Annotated in this window: 18 protein-coding genes; 4 read left to right on the top strand and 14 right to left on the bottom strand. The window is 48.3% G+C overall.

Annotation, left to right across the window (positions count from 1 at the left end; translation table 11 throughout):
* Nucleotides 1–53 precede the first annotated feature (53 nt).
* Genes ABGT54_RS09135 through ABGT54_RS09145 form a run of 3 tightly spaced genes read left to right on the top strand, consistent with a single transcriptional unit; the run spans nucleotide 54 to nucleotide 4071 of the window.
* Nucleotides 54–518 (top strand): MarR family transcriptional regulator, encoded by a 465-nt coding sequence (locus tag ABGT54_RS09135; protein ID WP_204909037.1) that lies wholly within the window; start codon nucleotides 54–56, stop codon nucleotides 516–518.
* Nucleotides 519–522: 4 nt separating this feature from the next.
* Nucleotides 523–2241, top strand: coding sequence for an ABC transporter ATP-binding protein (locus tag ABGT54_RS09140; protein WP_346663809.1), 1719 nt, complete (start codon nucleotides 523–525; stop codon nucleotides 2239–2241).
* Between the two features lie 3 nt (nucleotides 2242–2244).
* Nucleotides 2245–4071: an ABC transporter ATP-binding protein gene (locus tag ABGT54_RS09145; protein WP_346663810.1), complete on the top strand. Its 1827-nt coding sequence runs from the start codon at nucleotides 2245–2247 to the stop codon at nucleotides 4069–4071.
* A gap of 52 nt (nucleotides 4072–4123) precedes the next feature.
* On the opposite strand, the gene trpS is transcribed toward ABGT54_RS09145, so the two are convergent.
* Together trpS and ABGT54_RS09155 are read right to left on the bottom strand one after the other, a co-directional pair.
* A complete protein-coding gene (gene trpS / locus ABGT54_RS09150) occupies nucleotides 4124–5128 on the bottom strand; it encodes a tryptophan--tRNA ligase (protein ID WP_346663811.1) in 1005 nt (334 codons plus the stop codon).
* Between the two features lie 21 nt (nucleotides 5129–5149).
* Nucleotides 5150–5791: a histidine phosphatase family protein gene (locus tag ABGT54_RS09155; protein ID WP_346663812.1), complete on the bottom strand. Its 642-nt coding sequence runs from the start codon at nucleotides 5789–5791 to the stop codon at nucleotides 5150–5152.
* A 119-nt stretch (nucleotides 5792–5910) separates the two neighbouring features.
* Between ABGT54_RS09155 and ABGT54_RS09160 the strand changes: the two genes are divergently transcribed.
* Complete coding sequence (locus ABGT54_RS09160; RefSeq protein WP_204931485.1) at nucleotides 5911–6390, top strand: S-ribosylhomocysteine lyase; 480 nt, start codon at nucleotides 5911–5913, stop codon at nucleotides 6388–6390.
* Nucleotides 6391–6438: 48 nt separating this feature from the next.
* On the opposite strand, the gene ABGT54_RS09165 is transcribed toward ABGT54_RS09160, so the two are convergent.
* The 12 genes from ABGT54_RS09165 to infC all read right to left on the bottom strand — a co-directional run bounded on the left by ABGT54_RS09165 (nucleotide 6439) and on the right by infC (nucleotide 17739).
* A complete protein-coding gene (locus tag ABGT54_RS09165) occupies nucleotides 6439–6864 on the bottom strand; it encodes a HEPN domain-containing protein (RefSeq protein WP_346663813.1) in 426 nt (141 codons plus the stop codon).
* Nucleotides 6849–7202 carry a nucleotidyltransferase domain-containing protein gene (locus ABGT54_RS09170; RefSeq protein ID WP_346663814.1) on the bottom strand — a complete coding sequence of 118 codons (354 nt, stop codon included), beginning with the start codon at nucleotides 7200–7202 and terminating at the stop codon, nucleotides 6849–6851. The genes ABGT54_RS09165 and ABGT54_RS09170 overlap by 16 nt, the downstream gene beginning before the upstream one ends.
* A gap of 26 nt (nucleotides 7203–7228) precedes the next feature.
* Complete coding sequence (locus ABGT54_RS09175; RefSeq protein WP_346663815.1) at nucleotides 7229–7786, bottom strand: isochorismatase family cysteine hydrolase; 558 nt, start codon at nucleotides 7784–7786, stop codon at nucleotides 7229–7231.
* A gap of 250 nt (nucleotides 7787–8036) precedes the next feature.
* A complete protein-coding gene (locus ABGT54_RS09180) occupies nucleotides 8037–9368 on the bottom strand; it encodes an ABC transporter substrate-binding protein (RefSeq protein WP_346663816.1) in 1332 nt (443 codons plus the stop codon).
* A 98-nt stretch (nucleotides 9369–9466) separates the two neighbouring features.
* Nucleotides 9467–11260 carry a glycoside hydrolase family 43 protein gene (locus ABGT54_RS09185; RefSeq protein ID WP_346663817.1) on the bottom strand — a complete coding sequence of 598 codons (1794 nt, stop codon included), beginning with the start codon at nucleotides 11258–11260 and terminating at the stop codon, nucleotides 9467–9469.
* A gap of 27 nt (nucleotides 11261–11287) precedes the next feature.
* On the bottom strand, nucleotides 11288–12100 hold the full coding sequence (locus ABGT54_RS09190; RefSeq protein ID WP_346663818.1) for a carbohydrate ABC transporter permease: 813 nt from the start codon (nucleotides 12098–12100) through the stop codon (nucleotides 11288–11290).
* 4 nt (nucleotides 12101–12104) lie between these two features.
* Entirely contained in the window at nucleotides 12105–12980 is an 876-nt protein-coding gene (locus tag ABGT54_RS09195) for a sugar ABC transporter permease (RefSeq protein ID WP_346663819.1), read from the bottom strand.
* A gap of 63 nt (nucleotides 12981–13043) precedes the next feature.
* Nucleotides 13044–14603, bottom strand: coding sequence for a response regulator (locus ABGT54_RS09200; protein WP_346663820.1), 1560 nt, complete (start codon nucleotides 14601–14603; stop codon nucleotides 13044–13046).
* Nucleotides 14591–16312 carry a sensor histidine kinase gene (locus tag ABGT54_RS09205; protein WP_346663821.1) on the bottom strand — a complete coding sequence of 574 codons (1722 nt, stop codon included), beginning with the start codon at nucleotides 16310–16312 and terminating at the stop codon, nucleotides 14591–14593. The genes ABGT54_RS09200 and ABGT54_RS09205 overlap by 13 nt, the downstream gene beginning before the upstream one ends.
* A 312-nt stretch (nucleotides 16313–16624) precedes the next feature.
* Complete coding sequence (gene rplT, locus ABGT54_RS09210) at nucleotides 16625–16981, bottom strand: 50S ribosomal protein L20 (protein WP_346663822.1); 357 nt, start codon at nucleotides 16979–16981, stop codon at nucleotides 16625–16627.
* Nucleotides 16982–17014: 33 nt separating this feature from the next.
* Complete coding sequence (rpmI, locus tag ABGT54_RS09215; RefSeq protein WP_346663823.1) at nucleotides 17015–17212, bottom strand: 50S ribosomal protein L35; 198 nt, start codon at nucleotides 17210–17212, stop codon at nucleotides 17015–17017.
* 32 nt (nucleotides 17213–17244) lie between these two features.
* Entirely contained in the window at nucleotides 17245–17739 is a 495-nt protein-coding gene (gene infC / locus ABGT54_RS09220; protein WP_346663824.1) for a translation initiation factor IF-3, read from the bottom strand.
* Nucleotides 17740–17959: the final 220 nt, after the last annotated feature.

Consider the following 17959-nt stretch of genomic DNA (forward strand, 5'->3'; position numbering starts at 1 on the left):
ACTTATACTCCTTTTAAAGTCTCATATTGGATTTTTATTATGGAGGAATTTTCATGGATCAAAGTGTAAAAACTCAGAATTTCCGGCTCCTTCAGACCGCTAAACGGCTGAATGAGCAATATCATATCTACGCAGTCTCCCGCGGTCTCTCCGACCCGGCCGCCAACATCCTTTATACGCTCATGGAGCCGGACGGCGTGATCACCCAGAATGATCTGGCGATCATGTGGTGCTATCCCAAGCAGACGGTAAACTTTACCATACAGGGGCTTGTGAAAAAGGGCTATGTGCAGCTGGAGCAGCTTCCCGGCGGGCGCAACCGCAAGTCCGTATCTCTCACAGCCAAAGGACAGGCCTACTGCCGGGAAGTCCTGACGCCCCTCATCGAAGCGGAGGAGCGGTCTCTTCTGCGGCTGTCAGAAGAAGAACGGGCTCTGATGGTGGAGCTTGGAGAAAAGCAATGCGCCTATTTTGAAGACGAGATCCAGAAAATGACAAAGGAGAAAGAGCAGGCTTAATCTCATGAAAACAATACTTTCTTTCTTAAAACCTTACCGGAAACGGCTTCTTTTCATCTCTCTTATTATGATCGCGGATGTAGGAGGCTCTCTTCTGGTGCCCACAATTACCGCCAATATGATCAACCTGGCTGTCAGTCAGGCTGACCTTTCTGACATCCTGGTCCAGGGGATCTGGATGCTTGGCATCGCCCTTTTATCCGGCGGCCTGACCCTTCTTGGAAGCTGGCTGTGCGCCAGACTCTCCGCAGACTTTGGACGGGATCTTCGGGTTGCGCTTTATGATAAGACTCTGTCCTTTTCCACCACAGATTTTGAGACCTTCGGGACTGCTTCCATGATCACACGGACTTTAAATGACATCAATGTCCTGCAGCAGTCCCTTATGAACGTCCTACAGCTGGTGCTGCCCGTTCCTGTGATGTGTGCGCTTGGCATTTTCTTTTCCTTTTCCATTCACCGGGATATGGGCTTTCTCATCCTGGGAGCCACCTTCCTGGTGCTGGCCGCCGCCCTTCTCATTATCCGGAAGGCCGCCCGCATTTTTGAACTGCTCCAGAGTTTTTTGGACCGGATGAATGTGGTCCTGCGGGAAAATCTGACCGGCGTGCGGGTGATCCGGGCGTTCCGCAAAGAGACCCATGAAATAAAAAGGATGCGGAAATCTTTCGAAGACTACGCCATCTCCGCCATCCAGGCCAATCGTCTGTTCGCAGGCCTGGACTGTCTGGCTACGGTGGTTATTAATCTGACGATCGTTGCCATCCTGTATCTTGGCGGCAATCAGATTGGAACCGGCTCCATGAAGGTGGGCGACATTACTGCTGTCACCGAGTACGCCATCTGGATCCTTTTCTATGTGATGATGGCCCAGATGGTGATCCTGCTGGTGCCAAGAGCCATGACCTGTATGCGCCGGATCTGTGCGGTGCTGAACCATACGCCGGAGATCAAAGACGGAACGGGGCATTCCGGTAACGGCGCAGGTCCGGAAATCTTCCGATTCGACCATGTCTCCTTCCGGTTTGCCGATGCAGATGAAAATACCCTCTCGGATCTGTCTTTTTCCTGTGAGAAAGGGAAAACCACGGCTATCATCGGCGGTACCGGAAGCGGAAAATCTACCATCGCCAAACTGCTGCTCCGGTTTCATGACGTAACCGCAGGGCAGATCACTTTAAAGGGAACCGACATCCGCAGCCTTCCCCAGTCGGAACTGCGAAGCGCCATTTCCTATATCCCCCAGAGAGCCTGGCTCTTTTCCGGCACCATCGAGGAAAATCTTCGCTACGGCAATCCGGACGCCACCAGAGCGGATCTGATCCGCGCCCTGAAAACCGCCCAGGCGGATTTTGTACTGGACCTGCCGGGCGGCCTTAAAAGCCATGTATCCCAGGGCGGCACCAATTTTTCCGGCGGCCAGAGGCAGCGCCTCTCCATCGCCCGGGCTCTGGTAAAACCAGCGGATCTCTATGTGTTCGACGACAGTTTTTCCGCCCTGGACTTTCAGACGGATGCCGCGTTGCGCCACGCGCTGCAAGAAGAGATCACAGAAGCAGGACTTCTCATCATTGCCCAGCGGATCAGCACCATCCTTCACGCCGACCAGATCCTGGTTCTGAACGAAGGACAGATCGCAGGGATCGGCCGGCACGAGGAACTGATGGAAACCTGCCCGATTTACCGGGATATCGCCCATTCTCAGATGAAAGGAGGAAACTAGGCCATGTCAGAGAATCAGAACCAGGAAACTACCGGCTTTTTGGAAGAAGAGGCCCTGAAGATCCGGGACGCCAGATCTACTCTTCTGCGATTCTTTCGTTCCATCGGCAGACAGAAAGTCCGTCTGCTCATTGTGCTGCTCTCTGTGGCCTGCTACACCGCCTTTAATATCGCAGCTCCCCTCTACAGCGCCCGGGTGGTGGATCTGATCTGGAACCGGGTGCAGGAAATGTGGAACAAGGGCCAGTCCTTTCACATCACCTGGGAATACGGCGGAAGGCAGATCTTTCTGCTCCTTCTTCTCTACGGGACCGGCGCACTTTTCTATGTCCTGCAGAACTTCCTGATGGCAAGCTTTGCGGAGCGCTTAAGTCTGCAGCTTCGAAGCGAAGTAGGAGAAAAACTGCAACGGCTCCCCCTGTCCTTTTTCGACGGCCATCAGCCGGGACAGGTCATGAGCCACATCACCAACGACCTGGATAAAATGTCGGAAGCCCTGCAGACCGGGATGATCCGCTTCTTTGTAGCGGTAGGGACTGTCATCGGCTCCATTGTCATGATGTTCCGGTTCAGCGTGACGCTGACCCTGGTCTTTTTATTCTTTACCGGCATCACACTGCTGTTAACCCGGAAGCTGTCACACTATACTTTGCAGACCGCTATCCGCAGACAGGAAGCGGTGGGTGCCTTAAACGGCCTGGTGGAAGAATCCTACACCGGCCGGGCCGTGATACAGGCCTTTCAGCAGGAAAAAGAGAGTCTTAAAAAAGTCACTGACGCAGCCAATGACCTGGCAAAAGCCTCCCGGGATGCAGATTTCCTGATCAGCGCGATCAATCCCGGCATCCGCATGATCAACCGCTTTGGCATGGTAGTCATCACCGTCCTTGGCGGCGGTATGCTGCTTCGGGGAACCATGACGCCCGGCGTCTTCCAGGCATTTTTCCAATATATCAATCAGGCCGGGGAACCCATCACAGAGCTTTCCTATATGCTCAATTCCATGCAGTCGGCTCTGGCCTCTGTGGAAAGGGTCTACACTCTGCTGGACGAAGAAGAGATTTCCTCTGACCCTGCCGATCCTGCCCTTCCATCAGACCCGGTCCGGGGATCCGTCTGCTTTTCCCATGTCCGCTTTGGCTATACGCCTGAGCGGATCCTCATGCAGGACGTATCCTTTGAGGCACGCCCTGGTCAGAAGATCGCCATTGTAGGAAGCACGGGTGCAGGCAAGACCACCCTGGTCAATCTGCTGATGCGCTTTTATGAAACAGACGGCGGACAGATCCTCTTAGACGGCCAGGACACCGGCTCCATGACAAGGGCGGATCTTCGCGGAGCATTTGGCATGGTTCTGCAGGACGCCTGGCTCTTTGAAGGCACGATCGCAGAAAATATCGCCTACGGAAGGCCGGACGCTTCCAGAGAAGAGATCATAGCGGCCGCAAAAGCTGCAAGAGCCGACTTTTTTATCCGCACCCTGCCCCACGGATATGAAACGGTCTTAAGCAATGACGCAGACAACATTTCCATCGGCCAGCGCCAGCTTCTTACCATCGCCAGAGTCTTTCTCTGTGATCCGAAGATCCTGATCCTGGACGAAGCCACATCTTCTGTGGATACCCGTACGGAACTGGAGATCGGAAGCGCCATGCAGGCGCTGATGCAGGGACGCACCAGCTTTGTCATCGCCCACCGGCTCTCCACCATCGTAGATGCGGATCTTATCCTGATGATGCAGCACGGAACCATCATAGAGACCGGAAACCACCGGGAACTTTTAAATGCAGGCGGAGCCTACGCCAGATTATATAACAGTCAGTTCGCGTAAAAAAACGCAGGAGGCAAAATGTCTCCTGCGTTTTTTACTATATATGCTCTTCTTACCGGATCCTTTCCGGGAATCCGATCTTCTTTTGCACCTTTCTCAGAGTCTTATTGGCAAAATAGCCTGCTTTCTCTGCATTTGCTTTGATGATGCCGTCAATATACGCCTTATCCTTTTCCAGACGGGTCGCCTCGTCCTGCAGTGGCTTCAGAACTGCGCAGACAGACTCGCCCACTGCCATCTTAAAGTCGCCGTAGCCCTTGCCGTCAAATTCCTTGACTACCTCGTCCGGCGTCTTGCCGGTGCAGGCGCTGTAGATATTGATCAGGTTCTTCACGCCCGGCTGCTCGTCCCGGTACAGGATCTGCGCCTCAGAATCTGTCACCGCCCGCTTGCATTTACGCATAATCGTGTCCATATCATCCATCAGGTAAATGCTGGCATTGGGATTTTCATCGGACTTGGACATCTTCCTTTCCGGATCCTGCAGGCTCATGATCTTTGCGCCCACCTTGCCAACATACGCTTCCGGGATCGTAAATACGTCGCCATAAATGTTGTTAAACCGTTCTGCAATGTCTCTGGTGATCTCCAGATGCTGCATCTGGTCGATTCCCACCGGCACCACGTCCGCCTGATACAGCAGGATATCCGCTGCCATCAGCACCGGATAAGTGAAAAGTCCGGCGTTGATATTGTCCGCGTGTTTTGCCGCCTTGTCTTTAAACTGGGTCATCCGGTTCAGTTCTCCCATGTAGGTAAAGCAGTTTAAGATCCAGGCCAGCTCTGCGTGGCCGGATACATGGGACTGGTAGTAAATGCAGTTTTTCTCCGGATCCAGTCCTGCCGCAATATATAGAGTCAACAGCGCTCTTGCGCGTTTTCTTAAGGTGGCAGGGTCCTGTCTTACGGTAATGGAATGCATATCCACTACGCTGTAAAAGCACTCGTACTCATCGCTTAAGGTCACCCAGTTCTTTAAGGCTCCCAGATAATTTCCAAGGGTCAGGTTTCCTGTGGCCTGCATCCCGCTGAATAATACTTTCTTATCTCCGATCATGATTCTCTCCTCCTGCTGCTTTTATTTTTCATCCGCCCAGGGATCCTTTACATTTTCGTAATAGATCACATTTTCCGAAAGGATCTCAGGCACGCCGTCTCTTACTTCGACTTCTGTTACTGCACAGTTTCTGTGCACGCCATCGCCCCAGTACCGGGACAGGGGCTCCTGTTTTATATTGTTTAACAGACCCGCCAGCGCCGCCCCGTGGGTGGTGATCAGGATATTCAGTCCCTGATACTCCGGCTTCTGATAGAGATCTGCAAGAAATGCTCCGGTCCGTTTCTTCACGTCCGCAAAGGACTCTCCGCCTCTTGGCGGCTCATATCCCGCCGGATCGTCAAAAAACTTATGAAATCCCTCCGGCAGTTCCCATCCTTCCCTGGAGCAGCATTTTCCTTCATAATCTCCAAATGCCATCTCCATGATCCTCGGTTCGTCCAGAATATTTACATTTCTTTCTCCCAGGATGATCCTGGCTGTTTCTTTTGCCCGGCAAAGAGGGCTTGAGATACACTGATCAAAACGAACGTCTCTTAATCCTTCCGCCGTCTTTCTCGCCAGGTCTCTTCCTGTCTCATTCAACGGGATGTCTACCTGCCCCTGGATCTTTTTTCTTGCGTTCCAGTCGGTGATCCCGTGTCTTACTAAATATAACTTCATCTTCTGCCTCCTAATACACACGAAATAAGTATACCACACCCTGTACCACTTTTACATAGTAAAATGCAGTAAAAAATGTTATACTGAAAAAGAATTGATTACGAGAAGGAGCATAAAAAATGGAAAAAATCAAAAGCTTTACGGTAGACCATCTCCGCCTGGTGCCCGGCGTGTATGTGTCCCGCGTTGACTATGTAAATGCATACCCTGTTACGACCTTTGACCTGCGTATGACAAGCCCCAATGACGAACCGGTCATGAATACCGCCGAGGTCCACACCATCGAGCACCTGGGCGCTACTTTTCTGCGCAATCATGAAACTTATGCAGATAAGACCATTTATTTTGGCCCCATGGGCTGCCGCACCGGTTTCTATCTGATCCTGTCCGGCGAATATACCTCCGCCGATATCGTGCCGCTGATGCAGGAAATGTTCAGTTTTATCGCGGATTTTGAAGGAGACGTGCCGGGAGCCGCCGCAAAAGACTGCGGCAACTACCTGGATATGAACCTTCCCATGGCAAAATATCTGGCCCGGAAATATCTGGACGAGGTATTGACTGATATCAGGGAAGAACAGCTGGTTTATCCTGAATAGATTTCAAAGGCCGCCTGAAAATGGCGGCCTTTCTACAAATAGATTTTTTCATTCATTTCTACTTTGGATAAAATCATCCACTGCTTTTTTACATTTTCTTACAGCATCCATATAATCATCCAAATCTTCTTTTTCAACCAGGATACTCTCATCACCGGGATATCTTGTCGTAAAATACAATCCATTTACTAAATTTAATGATTGACGATCCAATTTTACCTCCGGAAGATGGACAGAAATATATTTAGAAAGTTTCGTCAGATTATGTGTCCTCAAAACCTCTGTTTTTTGAACATTATCTGTAGAATTCTCCGGAACGACATATTCATCAATCAGATGCTTCAAATATTTTTCACAGGTTTCCTGTGTCATGGCTCCCATCGCATTTCCTACCAGACCATTTTTATAAGCCGCCATCAGAAAGTCAAAATTATTATCGGCAAAGTCATAGTATGTTTTCAATTCTTCTGCCATATTTTTTTCCCCTCCTGCACAATATTTTTATAATATGTCTGAGTACTGGTTCTCCATCCGTTTCCAAATACTACTTTTAAATCTACTTCCGGAGCATCCACTTCTTCATCTGTAAGAGATCCTTTTAGATATATAATTTCACGTTTTAATTCTCTGCTGTTCTTTTGTGATGGATCGAGTACCAACAGTAAATCAATATCACTGTCCCATCTCACTTCTCCTCTGGCTGCACTCCCATACAAATATAATTCTTTTGCATAAAGAGAGAGCTTTGAACGCAGTATTTTTTGTTTCGCTAATTGCAAGGCAAGATCATGCCGAACGCTTCCAATTGTCATTGCTCTCCCTCCATTTCTTTTAATAATTATATTATATCACGCTCAATTTCAATCTGGCAAACTTTCATAGCTTCCAATGCATTTTTATGGCTTTCCGGCGTCACTCCCGCACAACATGCGGCATCTACTTTCACCGGCACTTCCGGAAGAAATGCTTTGACGATCATGGCGTTGGAGATCACACAGATATCCGTACACAAACCGATCAGCGTAATGGACTCTATCCCCAGTTCTCCCTGTTTTTTCAGGTCATCATCCTGTGCCTTTAATAACTGTCCAAGCTCACAGCTTCCAAAGGTCGGCTTATCAAGAGGCGCTTCCCCGGCTTTTTCCACCCGGATCGCTTCGATCTGCGAGGCCAGTTCCCAACCTTTCGTTCCCCGGATGCAGTGTAGAACCGGCAGATTTCTTCCCTCCTGAGTCTCCAGGTAATTTTCTTCGTGGGTATCTCTGGTATAAAGAACCCTTCCGTCAAACTGCCGGATCTTTTCCACCACACGAGGCACGATGCTCACGGCCTCTTTGGTTCCAAGAGCCCCGTCAATAAAATCATTCTGCATATCTACCACTACTAATATCTTCATGCAAATTCCTCCCCTCACGGTCGTTCCAGATTGTTACCGCCATTTTATCGTTGATCTCCGCTATTGTCAAGCCACGCGGGAAAGGGGACGGGGGATTTCCAAAAATCCCCCGTCCCCTCATACATCAATGTATATAATAATCCTCCATATGTGGATAACTACTGTGAATTACACATGGATAAGATGTGGAAAACCGGCAGACATCAAATTGGGGACGGGGGATTTCTGAAAATCCCCCGTCCCCAATTGTTTACAGTGAATCAGCTGTTTCCTGTACTGTTGCCAGTTCTTCAGCCGGATCTCCACCTGCTGCTACGTTCTGCATAGCAACCTGGATTGCTTTTTCAATCTCGCTAACAGAGAGCTTTCTTTCTCTTCCGTTCTCTGCTGCTTCCATAACGTATGCGTTTACTTCATCGATAGACTGCTGCTGAAGCTCGCCGTCTACTTCGCCGGTATATTGAATGTTCTTGGATACCGGTGCGCCCTGGAGGTAGTTTACCCAGTACTGCTGGCCGTCTCCATTGGACAGGTACTCGATGAATTTCATAGCTGCTTCTTTCTCTTCACAATCCTGATTCAGACATACCATAACGTCTACACCAGAAGTTCCAAGTCTTTCGCCGCTGTCGGACATTGCCGGGAACGGAGCCATTCCGATCACGTCGCCCTGGTTGCCGATCTCAGTTCCCTGAATCTCGCTGTTGGACGGTGAGGTCGGTCCGATATGCCAGGATCCTGTCAGCAGGAATAAGGACTTTCTTGCGAAGAAGTACTGGTCACGGGCATCCGGATAAGTATTAACACCAAGTGCTCCATCCTCAAAAATGCCTTCTGTGAACAGGTTCTGCCATGCCTGCATAGTATCTACGAAGCACTGGTCTGTCCATTCTCTCTCTCCTGCTTCTGCTTCATAAACAGCGCCGTCTTCAAATTCATTTGCGGTCTGTACGAACCAGTCAGAGTTTACCCAGTCATCTGCTGCACCGGCTGCGATACATACATAACCGTGCTCTTTTGCTTTTGCAGCTGCATCCTGAAGCTCTTCATAAGTGGTAGGCATCTTGTCAATACCGCACTCTTCCATCAGTGTCTGGTTGTACATCAGTGTGGTCATACCTGCGTTCAGAAGCGGCATACCAGCAACTTTTCCATCCTCTGTTGTACACTGTGCTACGGAGTTCTGATCAATGTCTTCCTCCCAGCCTTCCCAGTATTCATCAGCAGTCTCTTTCATATCTGCGGAGAACTTCGCATACTGTTCCATCATAGCGCCGGTTGTCATACCAAACAGATCCGGGCCGGTTCCAGATGCCATCGCTACCTGCAGTTTTTCAAAGAAATCGTCCTGCTCTGTACGCGTATAGTCGATCTTGATATTCGGGTTCTGTTCTTCAAACTTCTCGATCATCTCATCGGACTGATCGTTGGTCGGAAGCCAGGACCAGAAAGTAAGAGTTACGGTTCCGTCATCTGATCCGCCTTCGCTCTCGCCGCCTTCTTCTCCGGAGCTTCCGCAGGCTGCAAGTGATGTAGTCATCAGCGCTGTCAGCAGCAGTGCCAGAATTTTTTTCTTTTTCATAAGATATACCTCCTTGATACATTCATTATTATTACCTTAAAATGTTTTTCGGGTTTTAGTCACTCCGATTTTTTGCTTTTTCGTTCAAATTTTTGTAATCAGTTTTTTGTGATCTCATATTCCCGGAGCGCCAGGCCTTTCAATTCGTATACGCAGGCTTCTCCTTCTCCATCCGCAGGAATTTCTGCCGGTAGTCCATCCACAATAAAGCAGTCTTTCCCATCCCGGACCACATGGATGACAGAAATCTCGTTTCGGATCTCTTCCGCCAGGACATACTTTTCGCTTCCTCTGCATACTGTAATGCTGTTTTCCTGTCTGCAGGGCCGAACCTGCAGGACTTCTGTCCTTTGTTCCCACCGGGAAGTCTCTCCAAATGTCATGAAGTCACTTTTTCTTCCCCGGATCTCTGTTCCGTCTGTCTTGCAGTCCGTGGTCTTAAGAAGACGTCCTGTCCCGGACAAATAACTTCCATACAGCCGGATCGTCTGTGTCAGCGCGAAGCTGTGTACCTTTACATCTGTAAAATGAGGTCTTACCGCAGCTACTGATGTAAACGGAGCCTGACGCAGGATCTCTGCAGGTTTTTCATCGTCTACTTCTACGGTATATGTCTCAAAGCGCTTTGCAATCCGGAACAGATGCGGCACCGTATAATCAAAGTCTCTGTCCAGCGGAATGCTTCCAAGGCAGGTCTGCACGCCGCAACGGCATTCTACCATCTGCAGCTCTTTGCGGCCGCTGTGGAAATGCAGTTCAAACCAGTGATCTTCATCTTCGTATTCCAGAAGGATCCCATATCTTGCTCCCGCGTGGCAGCGCTGTGCGGACAGCCAGAATTCTGCCAGATAAAAATCGCTTCCAGGTGCAAGTACAGTCATCTCCTGTACGTCCATATCACGGATCTGGATCTCGGCCGCAGCCGGAGCTTCTTCCCCTCCTGCTGATGGCCCGTGACAGATCAGATGATCGCCGCTGAAGTAAAGAGGATCGATACACATCTCTCTTTGTTCCGTTCCCTGGATCAGCTCTTCCTCAGCTCTGCGTCCATGATAAACAATCCATTCATCCACCATGTTAGGCGCTTTTGCCACCGTATTGTGTCCGGTTCCTTCCATCTGCTCATTCTTGCACAGCAGCGGCTCCCAGGTCCAGTCGTTGGGGTACTTTTTCCACTCCATGTCTTCCAGGTTTTCTCTGCACTGCGCCACCGTGGTCCCTACGAAATAGTCCACATTTTCATAAGCATTGGCAGAATACATCAGCCAGCAACGATCTCCCCGGATCACATGCGCCGCGCCCTCAATAGTATACCAGTCGCGTCCGTCGGCAAATCTGTCAGCCGCATAGATCTCCTGCGGGATTGACGGCAGGATCACCTCTTTAGGATTTCCGGCAAACTCTTCCGGTGTCTTCATCTCATCCACAAGGATACAGGTACCGGATACCTTCTCCTCCTTGCCAAGCCAGTTGTTCACCGAATAAAACATATACAGTTGCCCGTTCCAGAACATGGGATGGGAATCGATGGAAAACTCCTCAAAAAATGTTTTCTTCCACTCAAATCCCTTCTCCGGATCATCGGACACCGCAAGCTTGAGATGTTCCTGATGGCAATCCGTCTGATCCGACGGAATATTGGAATAATACATATAAAACTTACCGTTCCGGTAAAATACGGAAGGTGCCCAGTAATCTCTGTACGCCGGGTCAGACAGGGCATATCCGCGGGATTCCCAGTTTACGAGATCCTCAGATACACTGACCTGTACACCTTTCTCGTCAGTCGCATAGCAGTAATATTTTCCGCACCATCTCATAACAAACGGATCCGGATTGGTCCGGCGTTTTCCGTCAACAAATGGCACGGGATTCTGATAACCCTTTTCCATTTTCTTCTTCTCCATTGTTCTATTATTTTATCCCTTTACAGCGCCTGCTGTAGCTCCGGCTACAAGGAATTTCTGGCTTACCAGGTACACCAGGATAGACGGCAGTGCCAGAAGGATCATAACTGCATAGATTCTGGCCACATCTTCCGGGCTCTGATAAGTACTTGACATGAAATACTGCGCCGCCAGAGTTACGGGATAATTCTCCTCGCTTCTCATTACCAGCAACGGTACCAGGTAGTCGTTCCAGGAATAGATGAACGTAAGCACCAGTACGTTGGCAATGATCGGTACGCTCAAAGGCACCATAAAAACATACCAGATCCGGAATCTGGACGCGCCGTCAATTCTCGCGCTTTCCAGCAGTTCGTCCGGAATGGTGTCAAAATAGTTTTTGATCATCAGAAGCATCATCGGTGAGTTGAATGCGATCAACGGGATGATGACACCCAGATGATGATCCAGAAAGCCCATATTCTTGATCGTAGCAAAAAGAGGGCTTGTCACAGCGGCTACCGGCACTGCAAGACAGGCCAGGATCGCGCCGTAAAGAATTTTGCTGCCCGGAAACTTCATCTTGGAAAACGCATAGGCAGCAAGCGCGGTGATCAAAGTAACAACAAGAGCGCTTGAAATAGCGATCGTCATACTGTTAAAAATAACATGGAAATAATTAATCTTTTCATAGCTCAGTACATATTCATAGTTTCCAAGTCCATTGATCGTAAAGGATTTGACAACCGCAATGATCAGCGGCAGGATCCAGATAACCGCAAAAATGACCAGCACCAGATAGGCGCCTACGATAGACTTGATTTGCCAGTTTGATTTTTTGCTCATTCTGCTAATCCTCCTTCCCGAATTTCACCTGAAGGAACGACATGATCATAGCAATGATCAGAATCGCAACACCGATGGAGGCAGCTCCTCCGGCATCGAAATTATTAAATGCCTTCTCATACAGATATGTATTCATAACCGTTGTTGCTCTTCCGGGGCCGCCGGCTGTCAGCAGCTTCACAATGTCGAAAGTCTTAAGTGATCCTACGATACCCAGAACGATCAGTACGTTCGTTGTTCCTCTTACCATCGGCAGTGTCACAGAAATAGCCGTCCGCCAGAAGCCTGCGCCGTCAATCTTCGCCGCTTCATAGACGTCGTCCGGCAGCGCCATCAGACCTGCATAGTATGTGATCATAGAAAATCCCATCCACTGGAATACATTAACAAGGATCACAGAGAACAATGCGATCTTCGGATCACCCAGCCAGTTCATCGCCAGCCCGTCCAGATGGATCGCCCTGAAAAACTGGTTCAGGGAACCATTGGTGGGATCCATAATAATCCGGAAAATTGCGGTGATGATGGATGTAGCCATAGCGATCGGCATGAAGTAGATCGCTTTGAATACGTTGGATCCGGGAAGTTTTCTCTTTAAGATTACCGCCAGAAGGAATCCCAGGAAAGCCTGTGGAAAAACAGTACCCACAAAGAAGATAAGGTTATTGATCACAGCCGTCCAGAATACATCGTCGCCAAACATTTTGATATAGTTCTGCAGTCCGACAAAATCGAATTCATCGGTCATTCCGTCCCAGTTCGTAAAGCTGACATAAACGGTGTCAATAATACAATAATACACCAGGGCGAATGACAGGATCAGCAGAGGCAGAATATACAAATATGCTGACCAGTTGTGTTTTGTTTTGATTTTTTTCACTTTACAATCACCTCCATAAAGATAATTATAAAATCCCGGCAAATGAAAACTGATAACACTTTTTTAAGAATTACTCTGTTTTTTTGACACAAATTCGCTGGGCGTCATCCCTTCCAGTTCTTTGAACACTTTAAAGAAATAGTTATAGTTCCGGAATCCGGCCAGCTCCGCCACCTGCTTTGTAGAAATATCTCCCCGGATGATCAGGCTCTTCGCACGGTTTACCCGCTGCCTGTTCAAAAACTCTACAAAACGAAGGCCCGTCTCCTTTTTAAATTCCCGGCTTAAGTAAGTATAACTGCATCCTGTGAGCTCCGCGCATTTTTCCAGGGATATTTCTCTGGTATAGTTTTCCCGGATATAATCAACCGCCCGGGAAACCTGCTGGGAATAATGTTCCTCTGTACTGAAAAAGCGAAGATTTTTCTCGATGATATTTAAGATCTTTGACCGGTACTGCTCAAATTCTTCAAATTCTTCCATCTCCCTTATCGCAGCGCTGCGCTCATTTTCAGTGATCATATGATTCTCCTGCAGCATCTCAAGAACCCTCCGGCAGTTTTTCCTTAAGATCTCCTCGCTGACCCGCTCTCTTCGCATCGGCTCAAACAGATTGTCCCGAAGCGTGTCCACAAAACTGTTCATATGATTCTGAAGTTCGAATTCAATCTGCTTCCACTGATTTTCCGGCGCCTGCCAGCTGCTGTACTCTATTTTTCTGGCCATAACAGAGGAAATGATCCGGTTGCCTCCCAGGTACAGTTTATCGCCAAGAAGACTTAACATCTCCCGTCCTTCGCACACGGTTTCCTCCAGATCATTTCTGACCTCTCCGGTGACCAGGGTGACCGTGACATCCAACATCCGCATGATCTGCTGTCTGAGTCTCCGGACAAGATTGGTAATCGTGTTCAGGACAAACAACGTGCTTCTCTGCCCGCTAAAAGAGATCAGAAGCAGGATGTGCTGCCGGCGGGTGATGTAAAACAGATACTGGTACTGTCCTCCCAGCATCTGATTGATCATATCCACCACTGCCCGGCTGATATCCCGCTTGTATTCCCCCGGCTCAATGCTGTCCCAGCATTTATAATCAGGACCGATGGCAACCGGCACCATGTTGGAAGGGATAAAATCAATCGCCCCGGTCTCTGCCAGCTCCCGGATCCGCGGAGCGCTAAACTCTTTTTCATCGGTGATGCAGTAACCGTTCTTATGGAGCGGTTCCCCTTTTTCCGGTATGATCCGGTATTTTTCCTTTACCTGATCCAGGACCCGGATCAGCTGTTCTTTATCAATCTCATGTTTTAAAATGTAATTAGCGGCGCCATTGATCAGGCTGCCCCGTACATAATTAAAATCATCAAATCCGCTGACTGCGATGATAGGCAGATATTCATCAATAATATGTACTGCCCGCATCAGCTCTACGCCGTTCATATCCGGCATCTGCATATCGCACAGCAGGATATCGACACGATTGATCCTAAGCCATTCCAATGCTGTCTTGCCGTTCTGAAAGTCTGCGACCACCTCATAAAAAGGATTGTCTTCCAGATATTTCTTTATAATATTGCGGGCTGTCAGTTCATCATCCACCACTGCAATTTTTACTTTTTCCATGACTCATCCTCCTCAATCGCCGGCAGCTGGAATATGCACCGGGTATACTCTCCCTTTTTGCTTTCATATCGAAGGCCGTATTCTGTTCCAAAGAACAGCTGGATCCGGCTGTTGACATTTTCCACGCCGATCCCGTTAAAGGATCTGCGGTCCTTAACTGCCAGGATTTTACTGATTTCCTCCGGACTCATCCCGTTCCCGTTGTCTTCCACTGTAATGTACAGCCTGTCCTCTTCCCTGCAGGCGCCGATCCTGATGCAGCCCCGCTTTGACAGGTCTTCCGGCATTCCGTGATAAATAGAATTTTCCACCACCGGCTGAAGAATAAATCTGGGGATGTACAGATCCAGCGTATCTGCACTGATCTCCCGCTCCACATAAAAATCATAATTGCCGATATATTCCATAAGCGCCAGATAATTGTTGACATACTCCAGTTCATCCCGGAACCGGATCAGATCTTTTTCCTGGTGCATAGCGCTCTGGAGCATGGAATTCAGCGAATTCACAAGAGGAACAATATTATCCGCATGCTGGATCTTTGCCATCCAGACCACGTTGTTTAATACATTTGATATAAAATGAGGATTGATCTGCGCCTGCAGAAACGCAAGCTCGCTGCGCCGCTTCTGTTTTTCCTCTTCTGCGACCCTTTGCATCAGTTCCCGGATCTCAACCGTCATGCTGTTAAAGGTTTCTCCCATTTCCCCGATCTCATCATGCCGTTTCACCTCATAAAATGCGTTCAGGTCTCCGTCAGAAATCCGCGCCATACAGTTTCTAAGATTTGTGATCTCCGTTGTGATCAGCGAAATATAAAACGCAAAAGCAAGCCCGGCAAGAAGCAGGATGATGATCATAACCGCGCCGCTTAAGAGCACCGTATCCCGGATCCCGGAAAGATAAAAATCCGCAGGGATCCCCATCTCAAATTCCCATCCCACATCGGTAGCTTCAAACGTATTCCACACATATTTTTCCGCGTACTGCGTCGTGTACTTTGTCGCCTCCTGGTTGGAAAAAATCTCGGATCCATTCCGGTTGATCACACGGAAAATGCTCCCTTCCGGAAGGTTTGCCGAAAACATCTGATCGATCACGCCATAGTCAAAATAGAGCACCACATAACCGACGATCCTTCCATTTTCATTTAAGATCGCCCGCACCGCCGGCACAACATAATCACTGGACAGCGTATACTTCAGCCCCTCCAGATGCACCGGATCCATCATCACCATAGAAGTACGCATAGTGTTCTGATCCAGTTTCAGGATCTCCTCGTACAACTCTTTCTTATTCTGAATAATATAACTGGTGGAGAAAACACACTCCGGACTGATCGCCACCGTAATCCCGGAAATATAATATTTATATCCGTTCAGGCTGCGGATATAATCCATAATCACCCGCCGGTTATCCAGATAATTCTGATTCCACTGCCCGTGATCCATCAGATTCTTGGCATTCAGATTCTCAGCCGGTTCAATAATATTCGGTTCATTCGCAGCAATCAGGGTAACCATATACGAAGTGTCCGTAAGAAGATACTCAAATGCGTGGTAGGCATCCAGCATCGTACTTTGCGATATATCATCCAGATAGGTATCCGAAAGTTTACTTGACGCGCTGTACCAGAGCGCGGTAATGATAATACCGGACGATAACAAAATCACAGACAGCGCAAGAATAATTCTTTTTCTCAACTTCATACCTATTCCTCCCTTTTCCCCCACTATCATTATAAAATCCAGCAAGCAAGAAAACAGTATATATTTTCATGATTTACTACACATTTTTGCCAGGAAGGGGACGGGGGATTCCTGGGAATCCCCCGTCCCCTTCCTGGCAAAAACCATAATAATCCCCCATTCGTGGATAACTAATGTGGATTTCACATGGATAAAATGTGGAAAAGCCATCTGCAACGAATTGGGGACGGGGGATTTCCAGAAATCCCCCGTCCCCAATTCGTTGTAAAAAGTACCGGGATCTCTCCCGGTACTTTCTTTCATCGATATTGATTATGCTAATTTTGCTTTTGCAGCCTCAGCCAGTGCTGCAAATCCTTCTGCATCATTGACTGCCATCTCTGCCAGCATCTTTCTGTTCATATCGATGTTTGCCAGCTTCAGGCCGTGCATCAGCTTGCTGTAGGACAGTCCGTTCATTCTTGCAGCGGCGTTGATACGCGCGATCCACAGCTGACGCATCTGGCGCTTGCGCTGTTTTCTTCCTGCGTAGGAAGATGCCAGAGCTCTCATGACAGACTGCTTAGCTACTCTGTACTGTTTGGAGCGTGCTCCTCTGTATCCTTTTGCAAGTTTCAGTGTTCTGTTATGTTTCTTCTTTGCGTTTAATCCGCCTTTAATTCTTGCCATCTCTTATTCTCCTCCTTCTATCCTGCCGATATCCTACAGATACGGTAATACTTTCTTCATGTTCTTTACGTTGGTTGCATCTGTAATGGTCGGTTTTCTAAGATTTCTTTTTCTCTTGGTAGATTTCTTAGTTAAGATATGGCTCTTGTAAGCTTTATTTCTAACTAACTTTCCTGTACCTGTCTTTTTGAAGCGCTTTGCAGCAGCTCTATTTGTTTTGATTTTTGGCATAATAAGCTCCTCCTTAAAAATGTAATATATTTTTAACGTTTTTCAGTTAAAACCATGCTCATGTTCCGGCCTTCCAGCTTCGGCGCCTTTTCCACAACAGCCACGTCCTCCAGAAGCTTCGCGAAATCATCCAGAATGTGTTTGGTCTGCTGCACATGGGCCATTTCCCGGCCGCGGAACCGCAATGTGACTTTTACTTTATTGCCCTTGCTGATAAACTTCTTTGCATTGTTGACCTTGGTATTCAGGTCGTTTGTCTCGATATTCGGTGAAAGACGCACTTCTTTAACCTCTACCGTCTTCTGCTTTTTCCTGGCTTCCTTTTCTTTTCTGGCAAGCTCATATTTATACTTGCCGTAATCGATGATCTTGCACACCGGCGGCTGTGCCTTCGGCGCGATCTTTACCAGGTCAAGCTCTGCCTCCTGGGCGATCTTCATCGCTTCTCTGGGAGACATAATCCCAATCTGTTCTCCGTCCTGTCCGATTACACGGACTTCCTTGTCACGGATCTGTCCGTTGATCATTAACTCGCTAATTGCCTTATACCTCCATTTAACAAAAAAATAAGTGAACAGTTCGAGACTATCCACTTACATATCAGCATAAAAAACGTCATCATTGATATCCGTCTTTTCTACACAATATCGAACCAATAGTCACCCGCTTGTGCTATGGTGAGAGTGGATACTCTACTTTCTTTTTCATACAGATAACAATTTATCACATGTTTTCTGTAATGTCAAC

It is taken from the genome of uncultured Merdimonas sp., from assembly GCF_963929015.1.
Lineage (GTDB): Bacteria > Bacillota > Clostridia > Lachnospirales > Lachnospiraceae > Merdimonas.

What these genes read in the sequence shown, in the direction of transcription:
- ABGT54_RS09135 (WP_204909037.1), top strand. Translation starts at nt 54, where the DNA reads ATGGATCAAAGTGTAAAAACTCAGAATTTCCGGCTCCTTCAGACCGCT.
- ABGT54_RS09140 (WP_346663809.1), top strand. Translation starts at nt 523, where the DNA reads ATGAAAACAATACTTTCTTTCTTAAAACCTTACCGGAAACGGCTTCTT.
- ABGT54_RS09145 (WP_346663810.1), top strand. Translation starts at nt 2,245, where the DNA reads ATGTCAGAGAATCAGAACCAGGAAACTACCGGCTTTTTGGAAGAAGAG.
- trpS (WP_346663811.1), bottom strand. Translation starts at nt 5,128, where the DNA reads ATGATCGGAGATAAGAAAGTATTATTCAGCGGGATGCAGGCCACAGGA.
- ABGT54_RS09155 (WP_346663812.1), bottom strand. Translation starts at nt 5,791, where the DNA reads ATGAAGTTATATTTAGTAAGACACGGGATCACCGACTGGAACGCAAGA.
- ABGT54_RS09160 (WP_204931485.1), top strand. Translation starts at nt 5,911, where the DNA reads ATGGAAAAAATCAAAAGCTTTACGGTAGACCATCTCCGCCTGGTGCCC.
- ABGT54_RS09165 (WP_346663813.1), bottom strand. Translation starts at nt 6,864, where the DNA reads ATGGCAGAAGAATTGAAAACATACTATGACTTTGCCGATAATAATTTT.
- ABGT54_RS09170 (WP_346663814.1), bottom strand. Translation starts at nt 7,202, where the DNA reads ATGACAATTGGAAGCGTTCGGCATGATCTTGCCTTGCAATTAGCGAAA.
- ABGT54_RS09175 (WP_346663815.1), bottom strand. Translation starts at nt 7,786, where the DNA reads ATGAAGATATTAGTAGTGGTAGATATGCAGAATGATTTTATTGACGGG.
- ABGT54_RS09180 (WP_346663816.1), bottom strand. Translation starts at nt 9,368, where the DNA reads ATGAAAAAGAAAAAAATTCTGGCACTGCTGCTGACAGCGCTGATGACT.
- ABGT54_RS09185 (WP_346663817.1), bottom strand. Translation starts at nt 11,260, where the DNA reads ATGGAAAAGGGTTATCAGAATCCCGTGCCATTTGTTGACGGAAAACGC.
- ABGT54_RS09190 (WP_346663818.1), bottom strand. Translation starts at nt 12,100, where the DNA reads ATGAGCAAAAAATCAAACTGGCAAATCAAGTCTATCGTAGGCGCCTAT.
- ABGT54_RS09200 (WP_346663820.1), bottom strand. Translation starts at nt 14,603, where the DNA reads ATGGAAAAAGTAAAAATTGCAGTGGTGGATGATGAACTGACAGCCCGC.
- ABGT54_RS09205 (WP_346663821.1), bottom strand. Translation starts at nt 16,312, where the DNA reads ATGAAGTTGAGAAAAAGAATTATTCTTGCGCTGTCTGTGATTTTGTTA.
- rplT (WP_346663822.1), bottom strand. Translation starts at nt 16,981, where the DNA reads ATGGCAAGAATTAAAGGCGGATTAAACGCAAAGAAGAAACATAACAGA.
- rpmI (WP_346663823.1), bottom strand. Translation starts at nt 17,212, where the DNA reads ATGCCAAAAATCAAAACAAATAGAGCTGCTGCAAAGCGCTTCAAAAAG.
- infC (WP_346663824.1), bottom strand. Translation starts at nt 17,739, where the DNA reads ATGATCAACGGACAGATCCGTGACAAGGAAGTCCGTGTAATCGGACAG.